Below are 20,060 nucleotides of genomic sequence, written 5' to 3'. Positions count from 1 at the left end.
ATATTCGCGGTTTAAAGGTGTGACAAGCTTCGAAGGTCCCATAATTTTCTGAAAAGCACAAAAAGAGCAGAGGAGAATTCCCTCTGCCCGTCATGCTGCTGCGATAAAAATCATTTATTTTTCCGGAAGATATCCTTGCGGGTTAACCGGTTGTCCGTCTTCGTAAACTTCAAAGTGAAGGTGGTTGCCCAGCGTTTTTTCCAGTTCATTAACGCCAGCCGATGCAATTGCATCTCCTTGCTTCACTTCATCATCCTGTTTTACTTTGACGTCAGCCAAGCTTTGGTACACGGTCTTGAGGTTATCACTGTGTGTGATTTCCACAACTTGACCTGTCAGCGGATTTTGTTCGACCCGGGTCACTTTTCCGCCGAGTGCTGCTTTGACTTCAAACGTTTTGTTATCCCCGCGTGCCAGATCTACACCCGTGTTCGGAATAAATGTGTCATTGTACTGCACCATCGCTGCTTCATGTTCCTCCGTAGAAGCTTCGTTGTCATAGAAAGGTTTAACTACCGAAACTTCTGAAGGAACCGCTACCGGCCATACAAAATTCTCCGACTTTGCAACAACTTCCACACTTTCCTGTTCTCCATTAACCGCAGTTTCTTCCGTACCCGATGCGCCGGTTTCTACTACCCCGCTTGTAGGGTCCGAGTTCAGCGTTTTTTCGCCTGTGCCCTGATAGACCCACACTAAGGTTAGTATAATGCCTGCTGCTGCGATGTAGGCTGCCGGGAAGACCCAGCGTTTGGACATTGCTCTTCTCCATGAAGAGGGCTGGCTAGCCGGTACTCCTTGAGTTGTTTTAGGAGTTTCTTCTTGGACTGTTTTTTTGTTTTGTTCATTCATCTTGATCACCTCAGTAACAAGTGTTACCGGGTGCAACTCTTTTATACACGCGCGACTCTAATTATTTTCACAAAGCTTTCAAAGAGTGCTATATAAGGCGAGATTGGGGTGTTACACTGGACCACTCCGCGTTCAGAACAACCTTTCGACCGCTGTTACTCCCAGATTTCTTCTATCACCTTCTTCAAAGGTGAAATCCGGGAGTAAAGGCGGACGCTTCGCTCCTACAGGTTTTTTCTGAACTCTCCGTTCCGGTGTAACTATGATCAGCCTAATATAGCCAAGTCTTAAAGGCTCGGAAAGGGGGGCGGTAGAGAAAACCTGGATTGGCTGTAATGGCCGATCCTTCTATGAAATGAGTTGATGAAAGCAATTTAAGGTGATTATAGGTAGGTTGAGATTAGCTATATAGGCGATATAAGACGTCTGAGATTCGTTAGAGTTCTCCGATAGAGTAGCGAGATGCGAAAGAGCAGGGAGGCAGAGGCCGCTCTAATGGTTATTTCTATCGCACAACAATTCGGGAGCTATTTACTACAGGAAAACTTCCTAACAACACTGTGCATTTTATTGACAAAAGAACACTATTCCGGCAAATAACATTTCATCATGTCCTTTTACAGAAAGCATCTAACGAACCTGATCAACGCTATTGCGGCATTTCACGTCCGTTGGGTAATATAACGAATCTCAACGTTATTCTCTGGATTACTGGGATATTTCGATAAATTTCAGCTTTTCTGCGGAATTAGCTTCTCTGAGATTCGTTAGAATTTCTATTGTTCAACATAAGGCCTAATAAGATGACTGAGATTCGTTAGCCTTCCAACGGGATGAAGGAGAGCCTACATAGATCACTGTTCACCTGCTGCTTATCTCCTTATCCATTCGTTTCAGTTTCCTACTTCGATGCCAGCATCTTGGATGCCTGTCCGAAGGAGATACCGGTGTAGTAGTGTTTGAGAATCTGGGTCGCGGTGTGACCCTCCTGTGCCATGCCGTTGGCTCCCCACTGGCTCATACCAACCCCGTGACCGTATCCATAGGTTGTAAGCTGAACCTCATCCCCGTCCGTCTTCCAACTGAACTGGCTGGATCTCAGCCCAAGCAGCTTTCGAACCTCTGGCCCGCTAAACGATTTTCCTGCAATCTGTATCTCCTTAATCCGATGACCCTTAGTAGTAGATAATACTTCCATCCATGAGCCACTCTGCTGAGCTGTAACCGGGATGGAGCTCGCCCCGAGATTCAACTTCTGGAGAATCTCACTGCGCTTCATTGTGATCGTTTCTTCAAAGCCTGGAGCCAGGTTTTTATCCCACGGACTACTTACACTTTGCAGGTAAGCTACAGGGTTGCCCCATACATCCTCTGCATTTTCCGTATATCCATTACTTGTGGAGAAAAAGGAGGCGGTAATCGCCTGGCCCTGATATGTCATGACGGCATCCTTGCTTTCACGAACAGCCTGCTGCAGCTTCTCCCATTCCTTCGCTTTCCCCAGGCGCGTCCAGTCGGCTTTTACTTGTTCTGGTGGTATAAACACCTGATGACTCACCGTATCCGTCACATCGGCTTCTCCTGAAGGTACACCGCTTGTATCGTTTGCCGCCAGCCTCCTTACGATAAATGTCCTGGCAGCAATGGCCTGCGCCTTTAGAGCTTCCAATCTGAACTCAGCTGGCATCTCGGCAGCGACCACTCCTGTAACATAATCTTCAAGTGGCAGGTTCATCGTCGTACCGGTTGCAGACAGGTACACCCTCACCTTAGGTTCTGGGTAGGTTACGGGCACCGCTGGCGAAGGTGCTGGAGTCGTTATACTGCCTGTACCAGGTGGGACAGGGATCGGTTTAACAGGATCATTCGCCCGCGGCCAGACCAAAATGGCGGGGATCAGCAACGCGAGAGCCAGTACTGCAGAAACAGCCGCTGCCGGCTGCCAGCGAGTGTTGTTCTTGCCCCATCTGCGGCCTCGGCCAAACGTACGCATTCGGCGGCGCTTCACACGACGAAACTGGTCCAATTCAATGACGGGCATGTGTACCCGCATTGCAGCTTGCCCGGCTGACTCCTGTTTCGGGCCAGGCCGTCTAGGAGATGTTCGTATCGTTTCTTCTGGGACAGTTCTGATGTTCGTTGAAGCAAGCTTGTCTTTTTCCACACCGAAACCAGCATTCTCTTCAGGTTCCTTCACTTGTGGACGAGGGACAAGAGGTACCTTAACCTGCACACGGGCTTCTTTCATTTTAATATAACCCTCCGTTGTCCATGGCCGGTCAAAGCGCCGGTCCTTTTGTTCAAATCCATAGTTTAGGGTATGAGCCTGCCCGATCTGATAGAACCTGATTTAAGAGAAACGAAGGCATACTATATGTGGTTACTTCTAACTTACTTCGGTTATGTATTATTCAAAAACGTTGATTTGTCGCGGTATTCCATTACATAGGGCACGCCCCTCCCTCTAAAAGCATGCTCTTTCATTCTGTTCAGAATTGGTACAGAATACGATGTTATGCTATATAAGTTAGGACCAGCTATTAATAGAATCAGGTACTGATTCAGTGGATCGTAGAACATAAAAAAAAGCCAAGCCAGATGGCTTAGCTTTTGAGTTTAAATTCGTTGACGGGAGATGCTCTCGTAACCACAATTCACACTGATGTGTGATTGATCCTACGCAGAGCAACGACCGTCGTCCTAGTGGACGTTAAGCCCAGGTTGGTTGTACTTTGAACATCGGCACTTCTTCCCCGACTTTTTCGTTCGATGCTTTAACTGCATCCAGCTTAGGCTCTTCCACCGAAATACGATAAATGTCGGCTCCGAGTCCGTTAAGCTTCTCAGCGAGATGGACGTAGCCACGGTCGATGTGATGAACACCGCCTACTTCTGTTGTACCTTCGGCAACAAGACCCGCAATAATGAGTGCGGCACCCGCACGCAAATCGGTAGCTGTTACTTTGGCACCCTTCAGCTTGGCATTACCCGTGATGATGGACGAACGTCCTTCAACTTTGATCTCCGCATTCATCAACTGGAATTCATCCACATGCATGAAGCGATTTTCAAAAACAGTCTCTGTCACAACACTGGTTCCCTCAGAGGCAAGCAAGAGTGCCATCATCTGGGATTGCATATCGGTAGGGAAGCCTGGGTATGGTAATGTTTTCACATCCACAGCCTTGAGCGGACGATCCGCAATAACGCGAACGCCATTCTCGTCAGGATGAATTGTTACACCCATCTCTTCCATCTTCGCAATAACAGAACCCAAATGGTCTGAAATCGCACCTTCGATATACACATCGCCACCGGAGATTGCAGCAGCAGCCATGTAGGTTCCTGCTTCAACCCGATCCGGAATTACCGTGTGCTTCACACCAGACAGTTTCTCCACACCTTCGATGCGGATGACTCCTGTTCCGGCACCACGCACTTTGGCACCCATTCCGTTCAGGAAATTGGCAAGATCCACAATCTCTGGCTCTTTTGCCGCGTTCTCCAGAACAGTTACACCTTCAGCCAATGTTGCAGCCATCATAATATTTTGAGTGGCACCAACGGAAGCCACATCCAGATAAATTTTCGCGCCACGCAACCGTCCTTGGCTGCGAGCTTCTATATAGCCTTGGCCCAAGCTGATCTCAGCGCCCATGGCTTCAAAACCTTTCAAATGCTGATCAATTGGCCGTGTACCGATGGCACATCCACCAGGAAGTGAAATTCTTGTATGACCCATACGCGTCAACAATGGCCCCATGACCAGAAAAGACGCCCGCATTTTACTTACCCATTCATACGGTGCCTCACAGGAAGTAAGTTTCTCCGCATTTACGGTAATCACTTCGTCCCGGTATGTAACACCCGCTCCCAGCGATTCCAACACCTTGTTAATCGTCATCACATCGTCTAGAGGAGGAGCGTCAATAATAACGCTTTGTCCTTCTTCCCCTAAGAGAGAGGCAGCGATGATCGGAAGAACAGAATTTTTAGCGCCGCTAACTTTGACACTTCCGGTCAACCTTTTGCCACCGCGGACGATAAATTTGCTCATCATGGTTCCCTCCGCGCTTTTATTCCCTTTTCTTCATTCCGGAATACGTGAGCCCTTCTGTAATAGAAAAGACTGTTGCTGTGTGTGGAATTTCGACATAACCTGGCAAATAATGCCCTTGATGTCTATTCAGAAAAGAATTGGTTTATAATCCATATCGATGATACCACGTGCATTGCATGATGCCTTCCGACTTGTAAATGTAATGCCTACAGGCCAGCAAGCATCTGAACAGACAGATTGGGATGATTATTAGCCGGATTCAACCGGATATCCCGTTTATAACCACAAAATAAGTGAACAATTGTGAATTCCCTAACTTCCATCATAACATTGTTGAATTGTACGATACAAGCATTTTTAAATAAAACATCTCAAATTCATCCAATTACACGTCACACTTTTTACTTAATTTCTTTGCCGACAGCTCATACTCTAATTGTTAACACAATTAATCGATGTTATTCGACATTGAACTGCTTGAAGAACCTAACAGATGATTAACCAACCATCTCGACATTAAAACAAATTGCGCAACATTTGTGTCCATGACAAATAGTCAATGACAAAACCTGAAACAGCGTGCCCAAGTATAATGGCCAACAATAAGTGTAACAGTCTTCCCTGTGCTCCTCGTGGCTGCCTGATAATTAAATCCAGCTTGAGATTCTGCAAAGCCCACCACGCCAACGCTATACATAAAAGAGAGACGATAATTGAGACTAAGCCATTCGTACTTAATGTCTGGTTCAACTGATTCGTCAGGTCAGTATCCATATATTCATTACCTCCACATTTGTTGCAGCGATCAGCATAATTATGCCTGACATTCATAACTTGTTAGAACAATGGAATGACTTAAACACAACGTACTGAGCCTACTGTCGGACTTACTCCTGCTATGCAGGAAATCTGGATGCCCAATCATGGAGCAGCAACTATCTGGCTGTGAATGACTATGGAATTCATCAACGCAGCTTCCTGCATCTGCTGACTCTATGGAATATAGGCTCTTTCATCATACATTGTCAATTACATTGATTTCCACTTAGATCATATTTTAAATTTAAAATGCCGGGATTTTGTGACTAAAACGACATAAAAGAGCGTTATTTCGATATCGATCCTGTCATTTCCTCGGAAATAATTTGGAATTTCGTCGTTAAAAATGGTTCCAACAGTGATCATTATCGCCACGACTTTAGTCCTACATTCTATTCAACTGCCCATAAACGGTGAATACAATTAACTTTATTTACCGTTAAATTTCGTGCTTCAGCTGAAGATTTCGTCCATATATTTTACTGTAACTGGAAAAGATGACGCTCTGAAAACTCAAAAAAGCCCGGCAGACTAAGCCGCCAGGCTCCAATGAACAGTTTATTTGCCGTATACGTTGATCCGGTTAACCGCTTTTTGCAGAGCAATCTCTGCCCGGCGGTGATCAAAATGGTCCTGATTGCTTTGGCTGCCAAGACGGCGTTCTGCCCGCTCTTTCGCCGCACGCGCACGGTCCACATCGATATGTTCCGGGAATTCGGCACTTTCTGCGAGGACAACAACCTTATCCTTACGGACTTCGATAAACCCGCCACCAATAGCGACGCGTTTATTCTCTTTTCCGTTTTTGATATAGATTGGTGCGATTTGCAAAGGTGTAACCATAGGGATATGGCCTGGCAGAATGCCCAGCTCCCCTTCAATGCCACGAGCTGTGATACTATCCACTTGTTCTGAATATACCAGACGCTCAGGCGTTACAATTTCCAACAAAAAGGTGCTCAATTCCATCCCTCCTGAAACTATCCGATAGCTCGCTTCATAAGGACAATCCTGGATTCAGATTATACCAGTGTTTTAGCTTTCTCCACTGCCTCTTCAATCGTACCCACGAAGAGGAAAGCTGCTTCCGGAAGATCGTCGTGCTTGCCTTCGAGAATTTCTTTAAAGCTGCGCACCGTTTCTTTAACCGGAACGTATTTACCCGGAATACCGTTAAATGCTTCAGCAACGTGGAATGGCTGGGACAAGAAACGTTGAATCTTACGAGCACGGTAAACGAGCGCTCTGTCTTCCTCACTCAGCTCGTCCATACCCAGAATCGCAATAATGTCCTGCAATTCATTATAACGAGCCAAGATGCGCTTAACGCCTTGAGCTACGTTGTAATGTTCTTCGCCTACAACTTCAGGGGACAAGATCCGGGAGCTGGATGCCAGCGGATCTACCGCAGGGTAGATACCCATCTCGGAAATTTTACGTTCCAGGTTCGTCGTTGCATCCAAGTGGGCAAACGTCGTTGCTGGAGCCGGGTCAGTATAGTCATCCGCAGGCACGTAGATGGCCTGGATGGACGTTACAGAACCTTTTTTAGTCGAAGTGATCCGTTCTTGCAGTTGACCCATTTCCGTTGCCAGCGTTGGTTGGTAACCTACTGCGGAAGGCATACGTCCGAGCAAGGCAGATACTTCTGAACCTGCTTGGGTGAAACGGAAGATGTTATCGATAAAGAGCAACACGTCACGGCCTTCTTCATCACGGAAGTATTCCGCCATGGTCAGACCTGTGAGGGCTACACGAAGACGTGCGCCTGGAGGCTCGTTCATTTGTCCGAAGACCATTGCTGTTTTGTTGATAACGCCGGAATCACTCATCTCGTGATACAAGTCATTACCTTCACGTGTACGCTCACCAACACCTGCGAATACGGAGATACCACCGTGCTCTTGTGCGATGTTGTTGATCAACTCCTGGATCGTTACGGTTTTACCTACGCCGGCACCACCGAAGAGACCGATTTTACCACCTTTGGCGTAAGGAGCCAGCAAGTCGATAACTTTGATACCTGTCTCCAACATTTCAGCCTGGGTAGTCAGTTCATCAAATGCAGGAGCCGAGCGGTGAATCGGATTTTTATGTGCAGCAGCTACAGTGCCACCAGTATCAATAGCTTCGCCGAGTACGTTAAATACACGACCCAGTGTCGCTTCCCCGACTGGTACAGAGATTGGAGCTCCTGTATCTACTGCTTCCATACCACGAACGAGTCCATCCGTGGAGGACATCGCGATACAACGTACCCGGTTGTCACCCAGATGCTTTGAAGCTTCGAGTGTAAGATTCACACTTACGCCGCTTTCGCTTACTGTAGTGATCGTAATGGCATTGAGGATTTCCGGCAGACCGCCGCGATCAAACTCGACGTCAACAACCGGACCCATGATGCTCACAACGCGTCCTTTGTTCATCTTAACGTTCCCCTCCTACAAGCCTGCTAGTTTTGCAGAAATAATGTTCCGTTCTCTCATATCTCTGCACTGCAAGCCTTCATTAATAAAAAAACGGTTAGCCTTGTGCTGCGTTGGCACCTGCCACAATTTCCGTAATCTCCTGCGTAATCGCCGCTTGACGGGCACGGTTATACGTCAATGACAAGTCGTTAATGAGTTTGGATGCATTTTTGGTTGCATTACCCATCGCCGTCATTTTCGCTCCCAGCTCACTCGCCTTACCGTTCAGAAGTGCACCATAGATCAGCGTTTCCGCATAACGAGGTAGCAAAACTTCCAGTACAGCTTCCGCCGAAGGCTCATATTCGTAGCTTGCCGTTGGTCCTTCCGCAGCAGTTACCTCAGGTGTCTCCATCGGAAGAAGGCGCTCTACCGTAGGAATCTGGGTCAACGCATTCACAAAGCGGTTATAACAAATGTACAACTCATCAAATTTAGCAAGCTCAAACCCTTGAACAGCCTCGTGTGCAATGGATTTGATATCTGCAAATGCTGGTGAATCGGATAGATCCGTTGTAACGGATGCCATCGCAATTTCGCGCCGTCTGAAATAATCGCGTCCTTTACGCCCAATGACGAATAATTCGTAATCATCCTGAGAATTGTGGCGCTCTTTGAGCGTCAGATTGACCTGACGCAAAACGTTAGCATTGTATCCGCCCGCAAGGCCGCGGTCCGATGTAATGATCAGATACGCTGTCTTTTTAACCGGACGGCTCTCCAGCATCGGATGCTGAATACCTTGCGTGCTTGAAGCAATACTAGCCACAACTTCTTTCAGTTTCTCCGAATAAGGACGGGCTGCCTCAGCTTTCTCCTGCGCTTTACGCAGTTTAGCGGCAGCTACCATCTCCATTGCTTTGGTGATCTGCTTGGTGCTTTGTACGCTTTTAATTTGCCGCTTTATTTCGCGCATGCCTTTTGCCATGATTTCACCACCTCAAAACTTTGACAACGTCAAAGTTACTTCGTAAGCATTCACTAGTTTTGACGAAGTCAAAACTACATCGTAAGCACAACCCTACTTTGACAACGTCAAAGTTACTTCGTAAGCCTATCAAAACTTGGACAGCGTCAAAGTTTTGCATGCAGACATGCGGAATCGGTTAGACAACTCCGCAGCTGCATATCATCTATTTAGACGGAGACAGCAAAGCTCTTTCTGAACTTCTCGATAGCACCCTTCAGCGCATTCTCATTGTCTGCAGTCAATTCTTTGGTATCACGGATGGATTGAAGAATCTCAGGATGGCTGCTCTCCATGAACGCGAGGAATTCGTGCTCAAAACGAGTCACATCACCTGTAGGAATTTCATCCAGGAATCCTTTAACCGCTGTGTACAAGCTGACTACCTGTTGTTCTACAGGCAGAGGCTGGTTCACACCCTGCTTCAGGATTTCCATCATACGAGCACCACGATTCAGGCGGGCCTGAGTCGCTTTGTCCAGATCGGAACCGAACTGGGAGAACGCTTGAAGCTCACGATATTGAGCGAGGTCGAGACGCAGGGAACCTGCAACCTTTTTCATCGCTTTGATCTGAGCAGAACCACCAACCCGGGATACGGAAATACCTACGTTGATCGCAGGACGTTGTCCAGCATTGAACAGGTCAGCTTCCAGGAAGATTTGTCCGTCCGTGATGGAGATTACGTTCGTCGGGATGTATGCAGATACGTCGGAAGCTTGTGTTTCAATAAACGGCAGTGCGGTTAAAGAACCACCACCCAGTTCATCATTCAGCTTCGCAGCACGCTCCAGCAAACGGGAGTGCAGATAGAAAACGTCACCTGGATATGCTTCACGGCCCGGAGGACGACGAAGCAGCAAGGAGAGCTCACGGTATGCGGAAGCTTGTTTGGTCAAGTCATCATAAATGACCAGAACGTGCTCACCTTTGTACATAAAGTACTCACCCATCGAACAACCGGAATACGGTGCGATGTACAAGAGCGGTGATGGGTCGGATGCTGCCGCAGTTACAACAATCGTGTACTCCATAGCGCCTTTACGACGAAGAGTTTCCACAACTTGTGCAACTGTAGATTGTTTTTGACCGATAGCAACATAGATACATTTCATGCCACTGCCTTTTTGGTTCAGGATGGCATCGATCGCGATCGATGTTTTACCTGTTTGACGGTCACCGATGATCAACTCACGTTGTCCACGACCGATTGGAACCATGGCATCAATCGCTTTGATTCCTGTTTGCATCGGCTCATGAACCGATTTACGATCCATTACGCCTGGTGCTTTACCTTCAACCGGACGGAATTCCGTTGTTGCGATTGGCCCTTTGCCATCCACTGGAATACCGAGCGGATTAACAACACGTCCAATCAATGCTTCGCCAACCGGCACTTGCATGATTTGACCGGTACGTTTTACTTGGTCGCCTTCACGAATATCATAGTAAGGTCCCAGGATAACGACACCGACATTGCTCTCTTCCACGTTCATGGCGAGTCCCATAACACCGCTTGGGAATTCAACCAACTCATTGGACATAACGTTCTCAAGTCCGTATACACGAGCGATACCGTCACCGACTTCAATAACCGTCCCGACTTCGACTACATCGATATCGGTCTTGTATTGTTCGATTTGGCTCTTAATTAATGTACTGATTTCTTCTGGTTTGATACTCAAGTGTCCTCACCCCAATCTACTGTACTCGTCTGTTAAAAGACTGCTCAAGACGTTCGAGCTTGCCAGCCAAGCTGCCGTCATAGATCGTATCGCCAATGGCGACCTTCAATCCGCCCAGCAGAGTCGGATCAACAATATTCTCGATACGAATCTTTTTATTCACACGGCCACCGAATTCACGGGCTACCGCTTCTTTTTCTTCATCATTCAATGCATAAGTCGAGTAGACGCGCGCATCAGCTATGCCGAGCGACTCGCCTTGGATCTTCAGATAATCATTCAGCAAAGCTCCAAGCAATTCAACGCGTCCGCGCTCAATCAACAGCAGCACGGTGCGAAGGACAGGCTTGGATACCTTGCCATCAAGGCTTGAATGAAGCACATTCTGCTTGGCTTCATCAGAGATGTTCGGAGATACGATAAATTTTTCAATATCAGCATCCCCGGTCAATGCACTAACAACCGCACGCAGTTCCTGTTCAACTTCAAGTACCTGCTGTTGCTGAAGAGCAACTTCGAACAATGCTTTCGCATAACGCTTGGCAACTATCGTATCGCGGCTCATTGTCGGCCTCCTACCTCATTGAGGTATTGGTTCACAAGTTCCTCTTGTGCAGGACCGTTCTCAACTTCTTTTTTGATCAATTTGGAAGCGATTTGAACGGAAGCTGTACCCAGTTCGCTGCGAAGCGCTGCGACCGCTTTGTTCTTCTCACTCTCGATCTCACGTACAGCATCGTCTTTGAGACGATTAGCTTCTGCTTTCGCATCAGCCAGAATCGATTCGGCTTGTTTGCCGCCCGTTTGTTTGGATTGTTCAATAATGTCGTAAGCATCTTTGCGCGCTTGCTCCAGAGCTTGTTTTTGTTCCTCCACATAGGCAATGGCCTGTTCCCGAGTCTGAGCAGCCTCATTCATCTGCGTCATCACGAGTTCACGACGTTTTTCCATAATGGAGAACAAAGGACCGAAAGCATAACGGCTAAGCAGCCAATATAAAATTACAAATGCAATCATCGCAAGAAGCGTATTTTCCCATATGAAACTCAATCTGTTCACTCCTTCCTGGAGGTATCCTTGAAACGTCATCCGTTAGAACGGACATTACCTAAAAAGAAGGCGCGGATGGCTATGGCCTTCCCCGCCAAACCTGTATCGATTTAATTAAGCCATACCGTAGAACATGAACGCCAATACCACACCGATGATCGGCAATACCTCGATCAGACCTACACCGATAAACATTGTTGTTTGAAGAGTGGATTTTGCTTCCGGTTGACGGGCAATCCCTTCCACCGTTTTGCTGATTACCATACCGTTACCAATACCTGCGCCAAACGCGCCCAGTCCTGCAACAATTGCTGCTGCGATTAATGCCATTGCTCCCATTTGTATATCCTCCTTAAAATGTTAAATCGAATTTTTTATTGTTCAGCCTGGTGAAGAAATCTTCGTAGGGCTTGAAACTTAATGTTCGTCATGCGTCTCGATGCTTTGTGAAATGTACACCATCATCAAGATTACAAAAACAAATGCCTGGATTGCGCCGATAAAGATACTAAAGCCCTGCCACACCATTAATAGCGGAATCGCTGCAATGGCACCAAACACTTTGAATGTGGTCAGCTTCAGGATCGTTGTAATCAGTACCTCGCCCGCGAAAATATTCGCGAACAAACGCATTCCGTGTGTTAGCAGCTTGGATGCCGTCTCAATCAGGTTGATCGGCAAGAACAAAGCGAACGGTTTAAGATAATGTTGCAGATATCCTCTTGTGTTACGGAACAATCCCAGTCCATGAGACACCAGGAATGCTACAAGTGCCAATCCCATCGTTACAGACAAGTCAGCTGTCGGTGATTTCCACCAGGCCAGCTCAACGTGCGGGTGTGCTTCAGGGTCCTTGGCATGCGCTTCTTCAAACGCGTCCACTGCCGTAACAATCGGTTGACCAAACACCTGCGCATGTTCTGCGCTATCCACCGCGGTTACCGCCTGAAACGGAAGGCCGAGCATGTTGCCTACAAAAATGAACATAATCATGGAAAGAGCGAGAGAGATAAAATGTTTCCCTTTCTTCATGTCCATCGTGCTGGAAATCAGATTGCGGACGAATTCTACTGCCCACTCCATAAAATTTTGCAGCTTGCCGGGATTTTCAACGGATAATCTCCGTGTTGCCAGTACAGCAAAAATAAAAACAAGTGCACCTGTTACAACCAGCATCAACAGAACCGATAGATCCAGTCGAAATCCGCCAAGCATAATAATTGGAGCTTCATGCATATTTTTCTCACCCCTTTCTCGACTTGAAAGCTGCAGCACCTAACATCATTCTGCTTTGCGGGAATAGACGATCCCTATAATCAGTAAGGAAAATTGTGCAAGGACCAGACCGCCTGCAACCGCATATGTATTGAAGTACTGCGGAAAGCGCATCGATATGAAGATACCGAGCACTGCGAGTGCCGCTCTTGTCAAAAATCCCAGGTTCACACGCTTCAAGTTACCTTCTGCCGCATCATCCGACATTTTCCTTACTTTGTAGCCCAGGTAAAATGCATTGATCCAACTAATTCCTGTACCCAGGGCCAGTCCCAAAGCAATTGTCTCCACACGTGGCATAAAGGCCGCAGCGAGAAAACAAATCATAAGAAAGTACATGATGAAAACAGTCATCATTCTGCGGTATCTGGTTAGTTCACTCATCACTTTCCCCCATGAATTTTTTCGCGATAAAGTAGATGCTTACACCGCCCGCCGCCAAGAAAAAGAGAACGCTTACGGCGATCCATATTCCGTTACCTCCGATGGTCTTGTCCAACCAGGAGCCAGCGTAATATCCGGCAACAGCGAGAATGGCAATCTCGATTCCAAAAGCTGTCACGAGCCCCATTGCTTTCCACACATTATCATCATGGTTACGGGATGAATTTGGTTTGTTCGAATCGGCCATTTTCCACGCCACCCTTGCAATCCCAGTTAATTTTACTGAATGATGAGAGCCTTTGTCAATTGAATGATTTTAGTGTTTTAAAGGGGAAAACGACGGGATTACAGGCCCTCAGAGCCCATAAACCCGCGTAAACCGTACAGTTTAACTGTATGCTGTACCCTTTATAAATCCGTCAGAAAAAATGAATTATTTTTTGAATTTTCTGTGAAATGATTCCGGACGTTCACTATTCACACCAAAATGATGCAAAATCGCATTGACAATTCTTTCCGAAGCATGTCCATCACCATAAGGATTGGCAGCTTGACTCATGCTTGCATACAGTGTTTCGTCTGTAAGCAGAGCTCTGGTCCGCTCATATACACGTTCCTCTTCGGTACCCACCAACTCCAGTGTTCCAGCCTCGATTCCCTCCGGACGCTCCGTTGTGTCACGCAGGACGAGAACAGGCACACCAAATGATGGTGCTTCTTCCTGCAAACCGCCTGAATCTGTCAGAATCAAGTGCGTATGCGGGTAAAAGTTATGCAAATCCACCACGTCTAGTGGATCAATAAGTTGAATACGGGGGTGATTCCCCAAAATCGCGTGAGCCGGCTCCTTCACAGCAGGACTTGGATGCACCGGGTACACGATGGCAATATCCTCAAACTCGTCGGCAATCCGTTTGACAGCCTGGAAAATGTTACGGTGAGGCTCGCCTTGGGATTCACGGCGGTGAGCTGTCATCAGCACAAGACGCTTGCCCTGTGCCCAATCGAGTACCGGATGTGTGTAATCCTGCCGTACTGTATATTGAAACACATCTGTTACCGTATTGCCTGTGACATACGTACTAGACTCCGGTTTATTTTCTTTGGCAAGGTTGGAAGACGACCAGTCCGTAGGCGCAAAATGCAAATCAGCAAGCACCCCGGTTAACTGACGGTTCATTTCTTCCGGGTATGGAGAGAGCTTGTTCCACGTCCGGAGGCCCGCTTCCACATGCCCCACCTGGATCTGTTGCAGGAACGCAGCATAGCTGGCTACAAACGTTGTCAGCGTATCCCCGTGAACCAATACGATATCCGGCTTTGCTTCACGCAAAACCGGCTCCAGACCTCCCAGCACACGAATCGTAATTTCATTCAGCGTCTGGCGGTCTTTCATCACATCGAGATCGTAGTCCGGATGAATATCGAACACCTCAAGAACCTGATCCAGCATCTGACGATGCTGTGCAGTAACGCAAACGATCGATTCAATAGATTCGGGATGTTTCTGCAGTTCCAAAATAAGCGGAGCCATCTTAATGGCTTCCGGGCGCACCCCGAATATCGTCATGACTTTAATTTTCTTGGACATTGAAGCAAAGCCCCTTTTCTATTCAGCATGCAATATGCTTATTTAGTGCCGTACAGACGGTCTCCTGCATCTCCCAGTCCGGGAACGATATAGCCGTGATCATCCAGACGATCATCCAGCGCAGCGACGTAGATGTCTACATCCGGATGGGCTTCCTGAACGGCTTTTACTCCTTCAGGAGCTGCAACCAGATTCATCATTTTGATTTGTGTGCAGCCGCGTTTTTTGAGCACGTCAATAGCAGCAATAGCAGAACCACCCGTTGCCAGCATCGGGTCGATGACAATCAGTTGACGCTCAGTTACGTCTGTAGGCAGCTTAGTGTAATATTCTACCGGTTGCAGTGTTTCCGGGTCACGGAACAGACCAACATGTCCAACTTTTGCAGCTGGCAACAATTTTACAACACCATCCAGCATGCCGAGTCCTGCGCGCAGAATTGGTACCAGTCCGAGCATACGTCCAGAAATAACTTTACCTTGTGTTGCAGCTACAGGTGTCTGTACATCGATCGTCTCCAGCTCAACGTCTCTTGTAATCTCGTAAGCCATCAACGTTGCTACTTCATCCACCAATTCACGAAAATCTTTCGTATTCGTACGCATATCGCGTATAAACGTCAGTTTGTGTTGAATCAAAGGGTGATCACATATTACTAATTTTCCCATCTAATTTGTCCCTCCGGTATGTTCTTCATGTTCAGCATTACCAAATATGCCTAATCATCATTCATAGGCCCCGATAAATCCTGTATATTATATCATCACCCACACCGAATTACACCATCAAAGGGCACCTAATCATTACAGAAAACCGAATCCTACAAAAATAGGACCGGAAAAATGAGTCTTCCGGTCCTGTTTGCTCGTGCTGTTATGTCGTTGAGATGATGAAATGCATGTAAACACAGCGATGCTCCGCAAACAGAATGACCCTTCGATCGCTGTTATCCCCGGATTTTTTTGAACCCCCTTATTAAGGAGAAAATCCGGGGATAAAGGCGAACGCTACGCTTCTCCGTCTTCATTCTGTCTGCTCCGTCTGAGTGTTTACATTAAGAACACCTCAAATACAAGCAGCACGTGCAAGTTTTTTTAGTATTTAAGGTCTGTGTACAGTGGGAATTGGTCTGTCAGTGCAGTCACTTCCGCACGGGCTTCGTCCAATTTCGCTGCATCTTTAGGGTTTTTCAATGTTTTGGCAATAATCTTACCAATTGCCACCATCGCTTCTTCATTCATACCACGGGAAGTCGCCGCAGGTGTACCGATCCGGATACCACTTGTTACAAACGGGCTGGTCGGATCAAACGGAATGGCATTTTTGTTCACGGTAATACCGATGGAATCAAGTACATGCTCAGCTTCCTTACCTGTGATATTCACGCTGCGTGTGTCGATCAGCATCAAGTGGTTGTCTGTACCACCGGATACGATGTTCAATCCTTCAGCAATCAACGTTTCAGCCAGCACCTGTGCATTTTTCACCACATTTTGTGCATATGTTTTGAACGAAGGTTGCAGTGCTTCACCGAAGGCTACCGCTTTGGAAGCAATCACGTGCATCAGAGGTCCGCCTTGGGAACCCGGGAATACCGCTTTATCAATCGCTGCTGCCCATGCTTTGCGGCACAGAATCATACCACCACGAGGTCCACGCAACGTTTTGTGTGTTGTTGTTGTTACGAAATGCGCATGTGGAACCGGGCTTGGATGCAATCCGGCAGCTACCAGTCCTGCAATATGAGCCATATCCACCATGAACAAAGCGCCTACATCATTGGCGATAGAAGCAAGCTTTTCAAAATCGATGATACGCGGATATGCACTTGCACCTGCAACGATCATGCGAGGACGATGTTTGAATGCGGCTTTGCGCACTTCATCGTAATCAATCAGGAACGTATCTTCTTGTACACCATAAGCCACGAAATTGTACAGCAAGCCGGAAGCATTAACCGGGCTACCATGTGTGAGGTGTCCGCCATGCGCAAGGTTCATGCCCAGTACAGTGTCACCTGGTTTCAAAGCCGCAAGATATACTGCCATGTTCGCTTGTGCACCGGAGTGAGGCTGAACATTCACATGTTCTGCTCCAAACAGTTCTTTGGCACGGTCACGTGCAATATCCTCAACGATATCGACATGTTCACAACCACCGTAGTAACGTTTGCCTGGATAGCCTTCAGCGTATTTGTTCGTAAGTACAGATCCAAGAGCCTCGATAACTGCTTCGCTTACGATGTTCTCGGATGCGATCAGCTCAATGTTGTTCTGTTGACGTTTCAGTTCAAGATTCATCGCTTCCAGTACTGCCGGGTCATTCTTGCGCAATTGTTCCATGATTAAATTCCTCCCAGTTTATAAGTGAAGTTATAAAGCGAAACTACAGTGGTTACACTCCTGACTTCGATTGCATCACCATCTTCCGATCGCTGTTATCCCTGGATTTTTCTGAACTCCCTTATAGTAAGGGGAAAATCCGGGGATAGCGTATGCTTCCGATGTAGCTTTCCTTCGGAAAGCTTTCAGGCGAACGCATTGCTTCTTCAGATTGGTGTTGCACTCTCCGTTTTCATGTAAAGTCTAATTTGGCTTTATATAGTGAAGATATCAGTCACAAAATGTCGAATCCGGTTGCTCTTCCATGCGATACACTGCGCGCTCGCCACCAATCAACTTGGGACGGGTCAACGCTGTAGTTACACGGGCATCACCAATGTAGCGGAGTGCTGTACGGAAAGGTACTGCCACATGCCGCAAGTGCATGCCAATCATCGTCTCGCCAATGTCCAGTCCCGCATGGGCCTGCACATGTTCAGCCAAGCATGGATCGGTCAGCGAGCGATATGCTGCGGATGCCATGGAACCACCTGCTTTGGGCACAGGTACTGCACCCACTTCAGTCAATCCAAGACGTGTAAGCAGAGAACGCTCCATAACCAGTGCGCGGTTCAGGTGCTCACAGCATTGGAATACAACTTCAAAACCGAACTCCTGCTGCACCTCGCGTATACCCGCAAGAAGCTGCTGCGCCACTTCAACTGCACCGCTTGTACCAATCCGTTTGCCTGCGACTTCACTTGTACTTGTACCGATCACAACAATCTGTCCAGGTCCAAGCTGGCCGGCAAGCGCCAGTTCACGCAGTATGGATGCAGTCTGTTCATGCAATCCGGGTTGTTCCGAATCTAATTCAATAGTCATCCTATCGCCTCCCGATAAAATCATGCTCGGCTTCCTCTTGGCTGCCTTTCGTATTCTTGCATGGCATTTCAGGTACTATTATAGCGAATAATCAGATGAAAGACGAAAAAAAGAGCAGTCTGCGGGTAACGCAGAATTGCTCTTTTGCCCAGGCGACCGGCCGTTTGTTCCGGTGCTCCATTGTGGTTGTGCCCACTTCGTCGCCAGTTACACCGGATCCCTGTTTTCCCATTCATCATAAAACAACCTGCGTTTAAAATCAACGACTAATTTACATCCCATGTCCGTTTTAATATGGCTTCCAATTACTCCAACTTGTCCAAAAGTCTGTCGAGCGCGGTCCGAATCTCTGCCGCAGCAATGTTGTAATCGTCGCGACTGCCGCCAAACGGGTCCGAAATGTCAAAGCTCGGAATGCGCTGCCTAATCTCAATTGCCCGCTCACGTTCAGATGCCAAAATCTCCTGACCGAGCGCACGTTTCATCTCCAATGTCGCAAACAGGCTGTCCAGTTCCTGAAGATCATTCAGGACTTGCTCGTCATTTTCCACGTATTCTTTCAAAGTATATGTCTTGTGTACCGAGTCAGGAAAAACCTGCATGACATGCTGTTTATGACTGCGTGTCAATGTGAGAATCAGATCGGCCCAGCCAACCAGGTTCGCGCTTAGAAGCGTCGAATGAGGTGGTCCCTCCACATTGTGATCCCTTAATACGGCCTCCGCATGACGGGAAATCGGCATGCCCGTTGTTGCGGCTACACCTGCGGAACGAACGTCCACTTGAATGCCACGCTCAGACGCCAGTTTACGTAAAAGTCCCTCCGCCATGGGGCTGCGGCAAGTATTCCCTGTACATACAAACAAAATATGTTTCATTGTGGTTAGCCTCCCCATTTTGCAAATGTTGTCGAATCATGTTAAAACTCCATCTGATCCAATGAACCTCATACCTATATATTGAAGACTGCACTAGGCTGTAATTATAGTTAACGTTATATTTTAAAATATAAACAAAAGTCCAAAAGCGAGCAAGATTGCTCCGCCGACCGCTTCTCCATAATCCCCCATGTTCTGGCTCACACGCCGACCCAACAGCAGACCCATAACGGACATTAACCCACCGCATACGCCAAAAGCCAGCACTGTTAACACCAAATCACTGCTGAACATGCCGAGCGAGACTCCAACGGAGAACGAATCCACACTGACACTCAGAGAGAACAGAATCACACCGAGCAGAGAGCGATGATCCACCAGTTTGGTGTCTCCCTCCCGGAAAGCGTTCAAAATCATATGGGCACCGAGCAGGACCAGCAAACCGCCAGCTGCATACGCCGTAATGTCACCAAGCAGGGAACTGACGTATTTGCCCGTATACATGCCGATGAGCGGCATGATGATGTGAAACAAGGCCGTTACGGTACTGATTCGCAATACGTCTCTCAGACGAATACCCTTCATGCCAATCCCGATGCCGAGTGAGAACGCGTCGAGTCCGAGTGCGACTGCCATGATCAAAATGGTTACCAACTGCCCTACATGGGCAGACACATCCCACATCCCCATACCCCCAAGTCACGTAAAGGTTCTTGTACACCTTATGCGGACAAGGACCTAAACATGACCTGAGGAGATTTTTTGCATTCCTGGCATTCAAAAAAAGAGATTGCTGGTCGTGGTGTGTAGAGGGAGAAGAAAATA

Annotated in this window: 20 protein-coding genes and 1 riboswitch; all 20 genes read right to left on the bottom strand. The window is 47.5% G+C overall.

The window, feature by feature from the left end; all coding sequences use genetic code 11:
* Positions 1 to 114: 114 nt before the first annotated feature.
* Positions 115 to 852 carry a stage II sporulation protein SpoIIQ gene (spoIIQ, locus tag P5G61_RS20820; protein WP_301248314.1) on the bottom strand — a complete coding sequence of 246 codons (738 nt, stop codon included), beginning with the start codon at positions 850 to 852 and terminating at the stop codon, positions 115 to 117.
* Between the two features lie 901 nt (positions 853 to 1,753).
* Complete coding sequence (gene spoIID / locus P5G61_RS20815) at positions 1,754 to 3,100, bottom strand: stage II sporulation protein D (protein WP_301248313.1); 1,347 nt, start codon at positions 3,098 to 3,100, stop codon at positions 1,754 to 1,756.
* A gap of 462 nt (positions 3,101 to 3,562) precedes the next feature.
* On the bottom strand, positions 3,563 to 4,909 hold the full coding sequence (gene murA / locus P5G61_RS20810; protein WP_024632713.1) for a UDP-N-acetylglucosamine 1-carboxyvinyltransferase: 1,347 nt from the start codon (positions 4,907 to 4,909) through the stop codon (positions 3,563 to 3,565).
* A gap of 519 nt (positions 4,910 to 5,428) precedes the next feature.
* Complete coding sequence (locus tag P5G61_RS20805) at positions 5,429 to 5,686, bottom strand: DUF1146 family protein (RefSeq protein ID WP_024632714.1); 258 nt, start codon at positions 5,684 to 5,686, stop codon at positions 5,429 to 5,431.
* A 603-nt stretch (positions 5,687 to 6,289) separates the two neighbouring features.
* Positions 6,290 to 6,694 carry a F0F1 ATP synthase subunit epsilon gene (locus P5G61_RS20800; protein WP_079350329.1) on the bottom strand — a complete coding sequence of 135 codons (405 nt, stop codon included), beginning with the start codon at positions 6,692 to 6,694 and terminating at the stop codon, positions 6,290 to 6,292.
* 59 nt (positions 6,695 to 6,753) lie between these two features.
* A complete protein-coding gene (gene atpD / locus P5G61_RS20795; protein ID WP_024632716.1) occupies positions 6,754 to 8,157 on the bottom strand; it encodes a F0F1 ATP synthase subunit beta in 1,404 nt (467 codons plus the stop codon).
* 97 nt (positions 8,158 to 8,254) lie between these two features.
* Positions 8,255 to 9,127: an ATP synthase F1 subunit gamma gene (gene atpG / locus P5G61_RS20790; RefSeq protein ID WP_024632717.1), complete on the bottom strand. Its 873-nt coding sequence runs from the start codon at positions 9,125 to 9,127 to the stop codon at positions 8,255 to 8,257.
* Positions 9,128 to 9,336: 209 nt separating this feature from the next.
* Positions 9,337 to 10,851, bottom strand: a complete 1,515-nt coding sequence (gene atpA / locus P5G61_RS20785) for a F0F1 ATP synthase subunit alpha (RefSeq protein ID WP_024632718.1) — start codon at positions 10,849 to 10,851, stop codon at positions 9,337 to 9,339.
* Positions 10,852 to 10,867: 16 nt separating this feature from the next.
* Positions 10,868 to 11,416 (bottom strand): F0F1 ATP synthase subunit delta, encoded by a 549-nt coding sequence (locus P5G61_RS20780; protein ID WP_301248310.1) that lies wholly within the window; start codon positions 11,414 to 11,416, stop codon positions 10,868 to 10,870.
* Complete coding sequence (gene atpF, locus P5G61_RS20775; protein WP_079350326.1) at positions 11,413 to 11,901, bottom strand: F0F1 ATP synthase subunit B; 489 nt, start codon at positions 11,899 to 11,901, stop codon at positions 11,413 to 11,415. Before atpF ends, P5G61_RS20780 begins: the two co-directional genes overlap by 4 nt.
* A 114-nt stretch (positions 11,902 to 12,015) precedes the next feature.
* Positions 12,016 to 12,240, bottom strand: coding sequence for a F0F1 ATP synthase subunit C (atpE, locus tag P5G61_RS20770; RefSeq protein WP_017691934.1), 225 nt, complete (start codon positions 12,238 to 12,240; stop codon positions 12,016 to 12,018).
* Between the two features lie 78 nt (positions 12,241 to 12,318).
* A complete protein-coding gene (atpB, locus tag P5G61_RS20765; RefSeq protein WP_024632721.1) occupies positions 12,319 to 13,137 on the bottom strand; it encodes a F0F1 ATP synthase subunit A in 819 nt (272 codons plus the stop codon).
* A gap of 45 nt (positions 13,138 to 13,182) precedes the next feature.
* Entirely contained in the window at positions 13,183 to 13,560 is a 378-nt protein-coding gene (locus tag P5G61_RS20760; RefSeq protein WP_024632722.1) for an ATP synthase subunit I, read from the bottom strand.
* Positions 13,553 to 13,807, bottom strand: a complete 255-nt coding sequence (locus P5G61_RS20755) for an AtpZ/AtpI family protein (protein ID WP_024632723.1) — start codon at positions 13,805 to 13,807, stop codon at positions 13,553 to 13,555. The genes P5G61_RS20760 and P5G61_RS20755 overlap by 8 nt, the downstream gene beginning before the upstream one ends.
* A 186-nt stretch (positions 13,808 to 13,993) precedes the next feature.
* Complete coding sequence (gene wecB, locus P5G61_RS20750; RefSeq protein WP_024632724.1) at positions 13,994 to 15,151, bottom strand: non-hydrolyzing UDP-N-acetylglucosamine 2-epimerase; 1,158 nt, start codon at positions 15,149 to 15,151, stop codon at positions 13,994 to 13,996.
* A gap of 38 nt (positions 15,152 to 15,189) precedes the next feature.
* Positions 15,190 to 15,819: a uracil phosphoribosyltransferase gene (gene upp, locus P5G61_RS20745; RefSeq protein ID WP_024632725.1), complete on the bottom strand. Its 630-nt coding sequence runs from the start codon at positions 15,817 to 15,819 to the stop codon at positions 15,190 to 15,192.
* A 426-nt stretch (positions 15,820 to 16,245) separates the two neighbouring features.
* Positions 16,246 to 17,493, bottom strand: a complete 1,248-nt coding sequence (locus P5G61_RS20740; RefSeq protein WP_024632726.1) for a serine hydroxymethyltransferase — start codon at positions 17,491 to 17,493, stop codon at positions 16,246 to 16,248.
* Between the two features lie 270 nt (positions 17,494 to 17,763).
* Entirely contained in the window at positions 17,764 to 18,357 is a 594-nt protein-coding gene (locus P5G61_RS20735) for a TIGR01440 family protein (RefSeq protein ID WP_024632727.1), read from the bottom strand.
* A gap of 139 nt (positions 18,358 to 18,496) precedes the next feature.
* Positions 18,497 to 18,578, bottom strand: a riboswitch (ZMP/ZTP riboswitch).
* An 84-nt stretch (positions 18,579 to 18,662) separates the two neighbouring features.
* Entirely contained in the window at positions 18,663 to 19,235 is a 573-nt protein-coding gene (locus P5G61_RS20730) for a low molecular weight protein arginine phosphatase (protein ID WP_079350321.1), read from the bottom strand.
* 123 nt (positions 19,236 to 19,358) lie between these two features.
* A complete protein-coding gene (locus P5G61_RS20725) occupies positions 19,359 to 19,919 on the bottom strand; it encodes a manganese efflux pump MntP (RefSeq protein ID WP_301248307.1) in 561 nt (186 codons plus the stop codon).
* Positions 19,920 to 20,060: the final 141 nt, after the last annotated feature.

The organism is Paenibacillus vandeheii (assembly GCF_030433635.1).
Taxonomy (GTDB): domain Bacteria; phylum Bacillota; class Bacilli; order Paenibacillales; family Paenibacillaceae; genus Paenibacillus; species Paenibacillus vandeheii.
The sequence above is the reverse complement of the archived record's forward strand: the minus strand, read 5'-3'. Positions and strand labels throughout refer to the sequence as shown.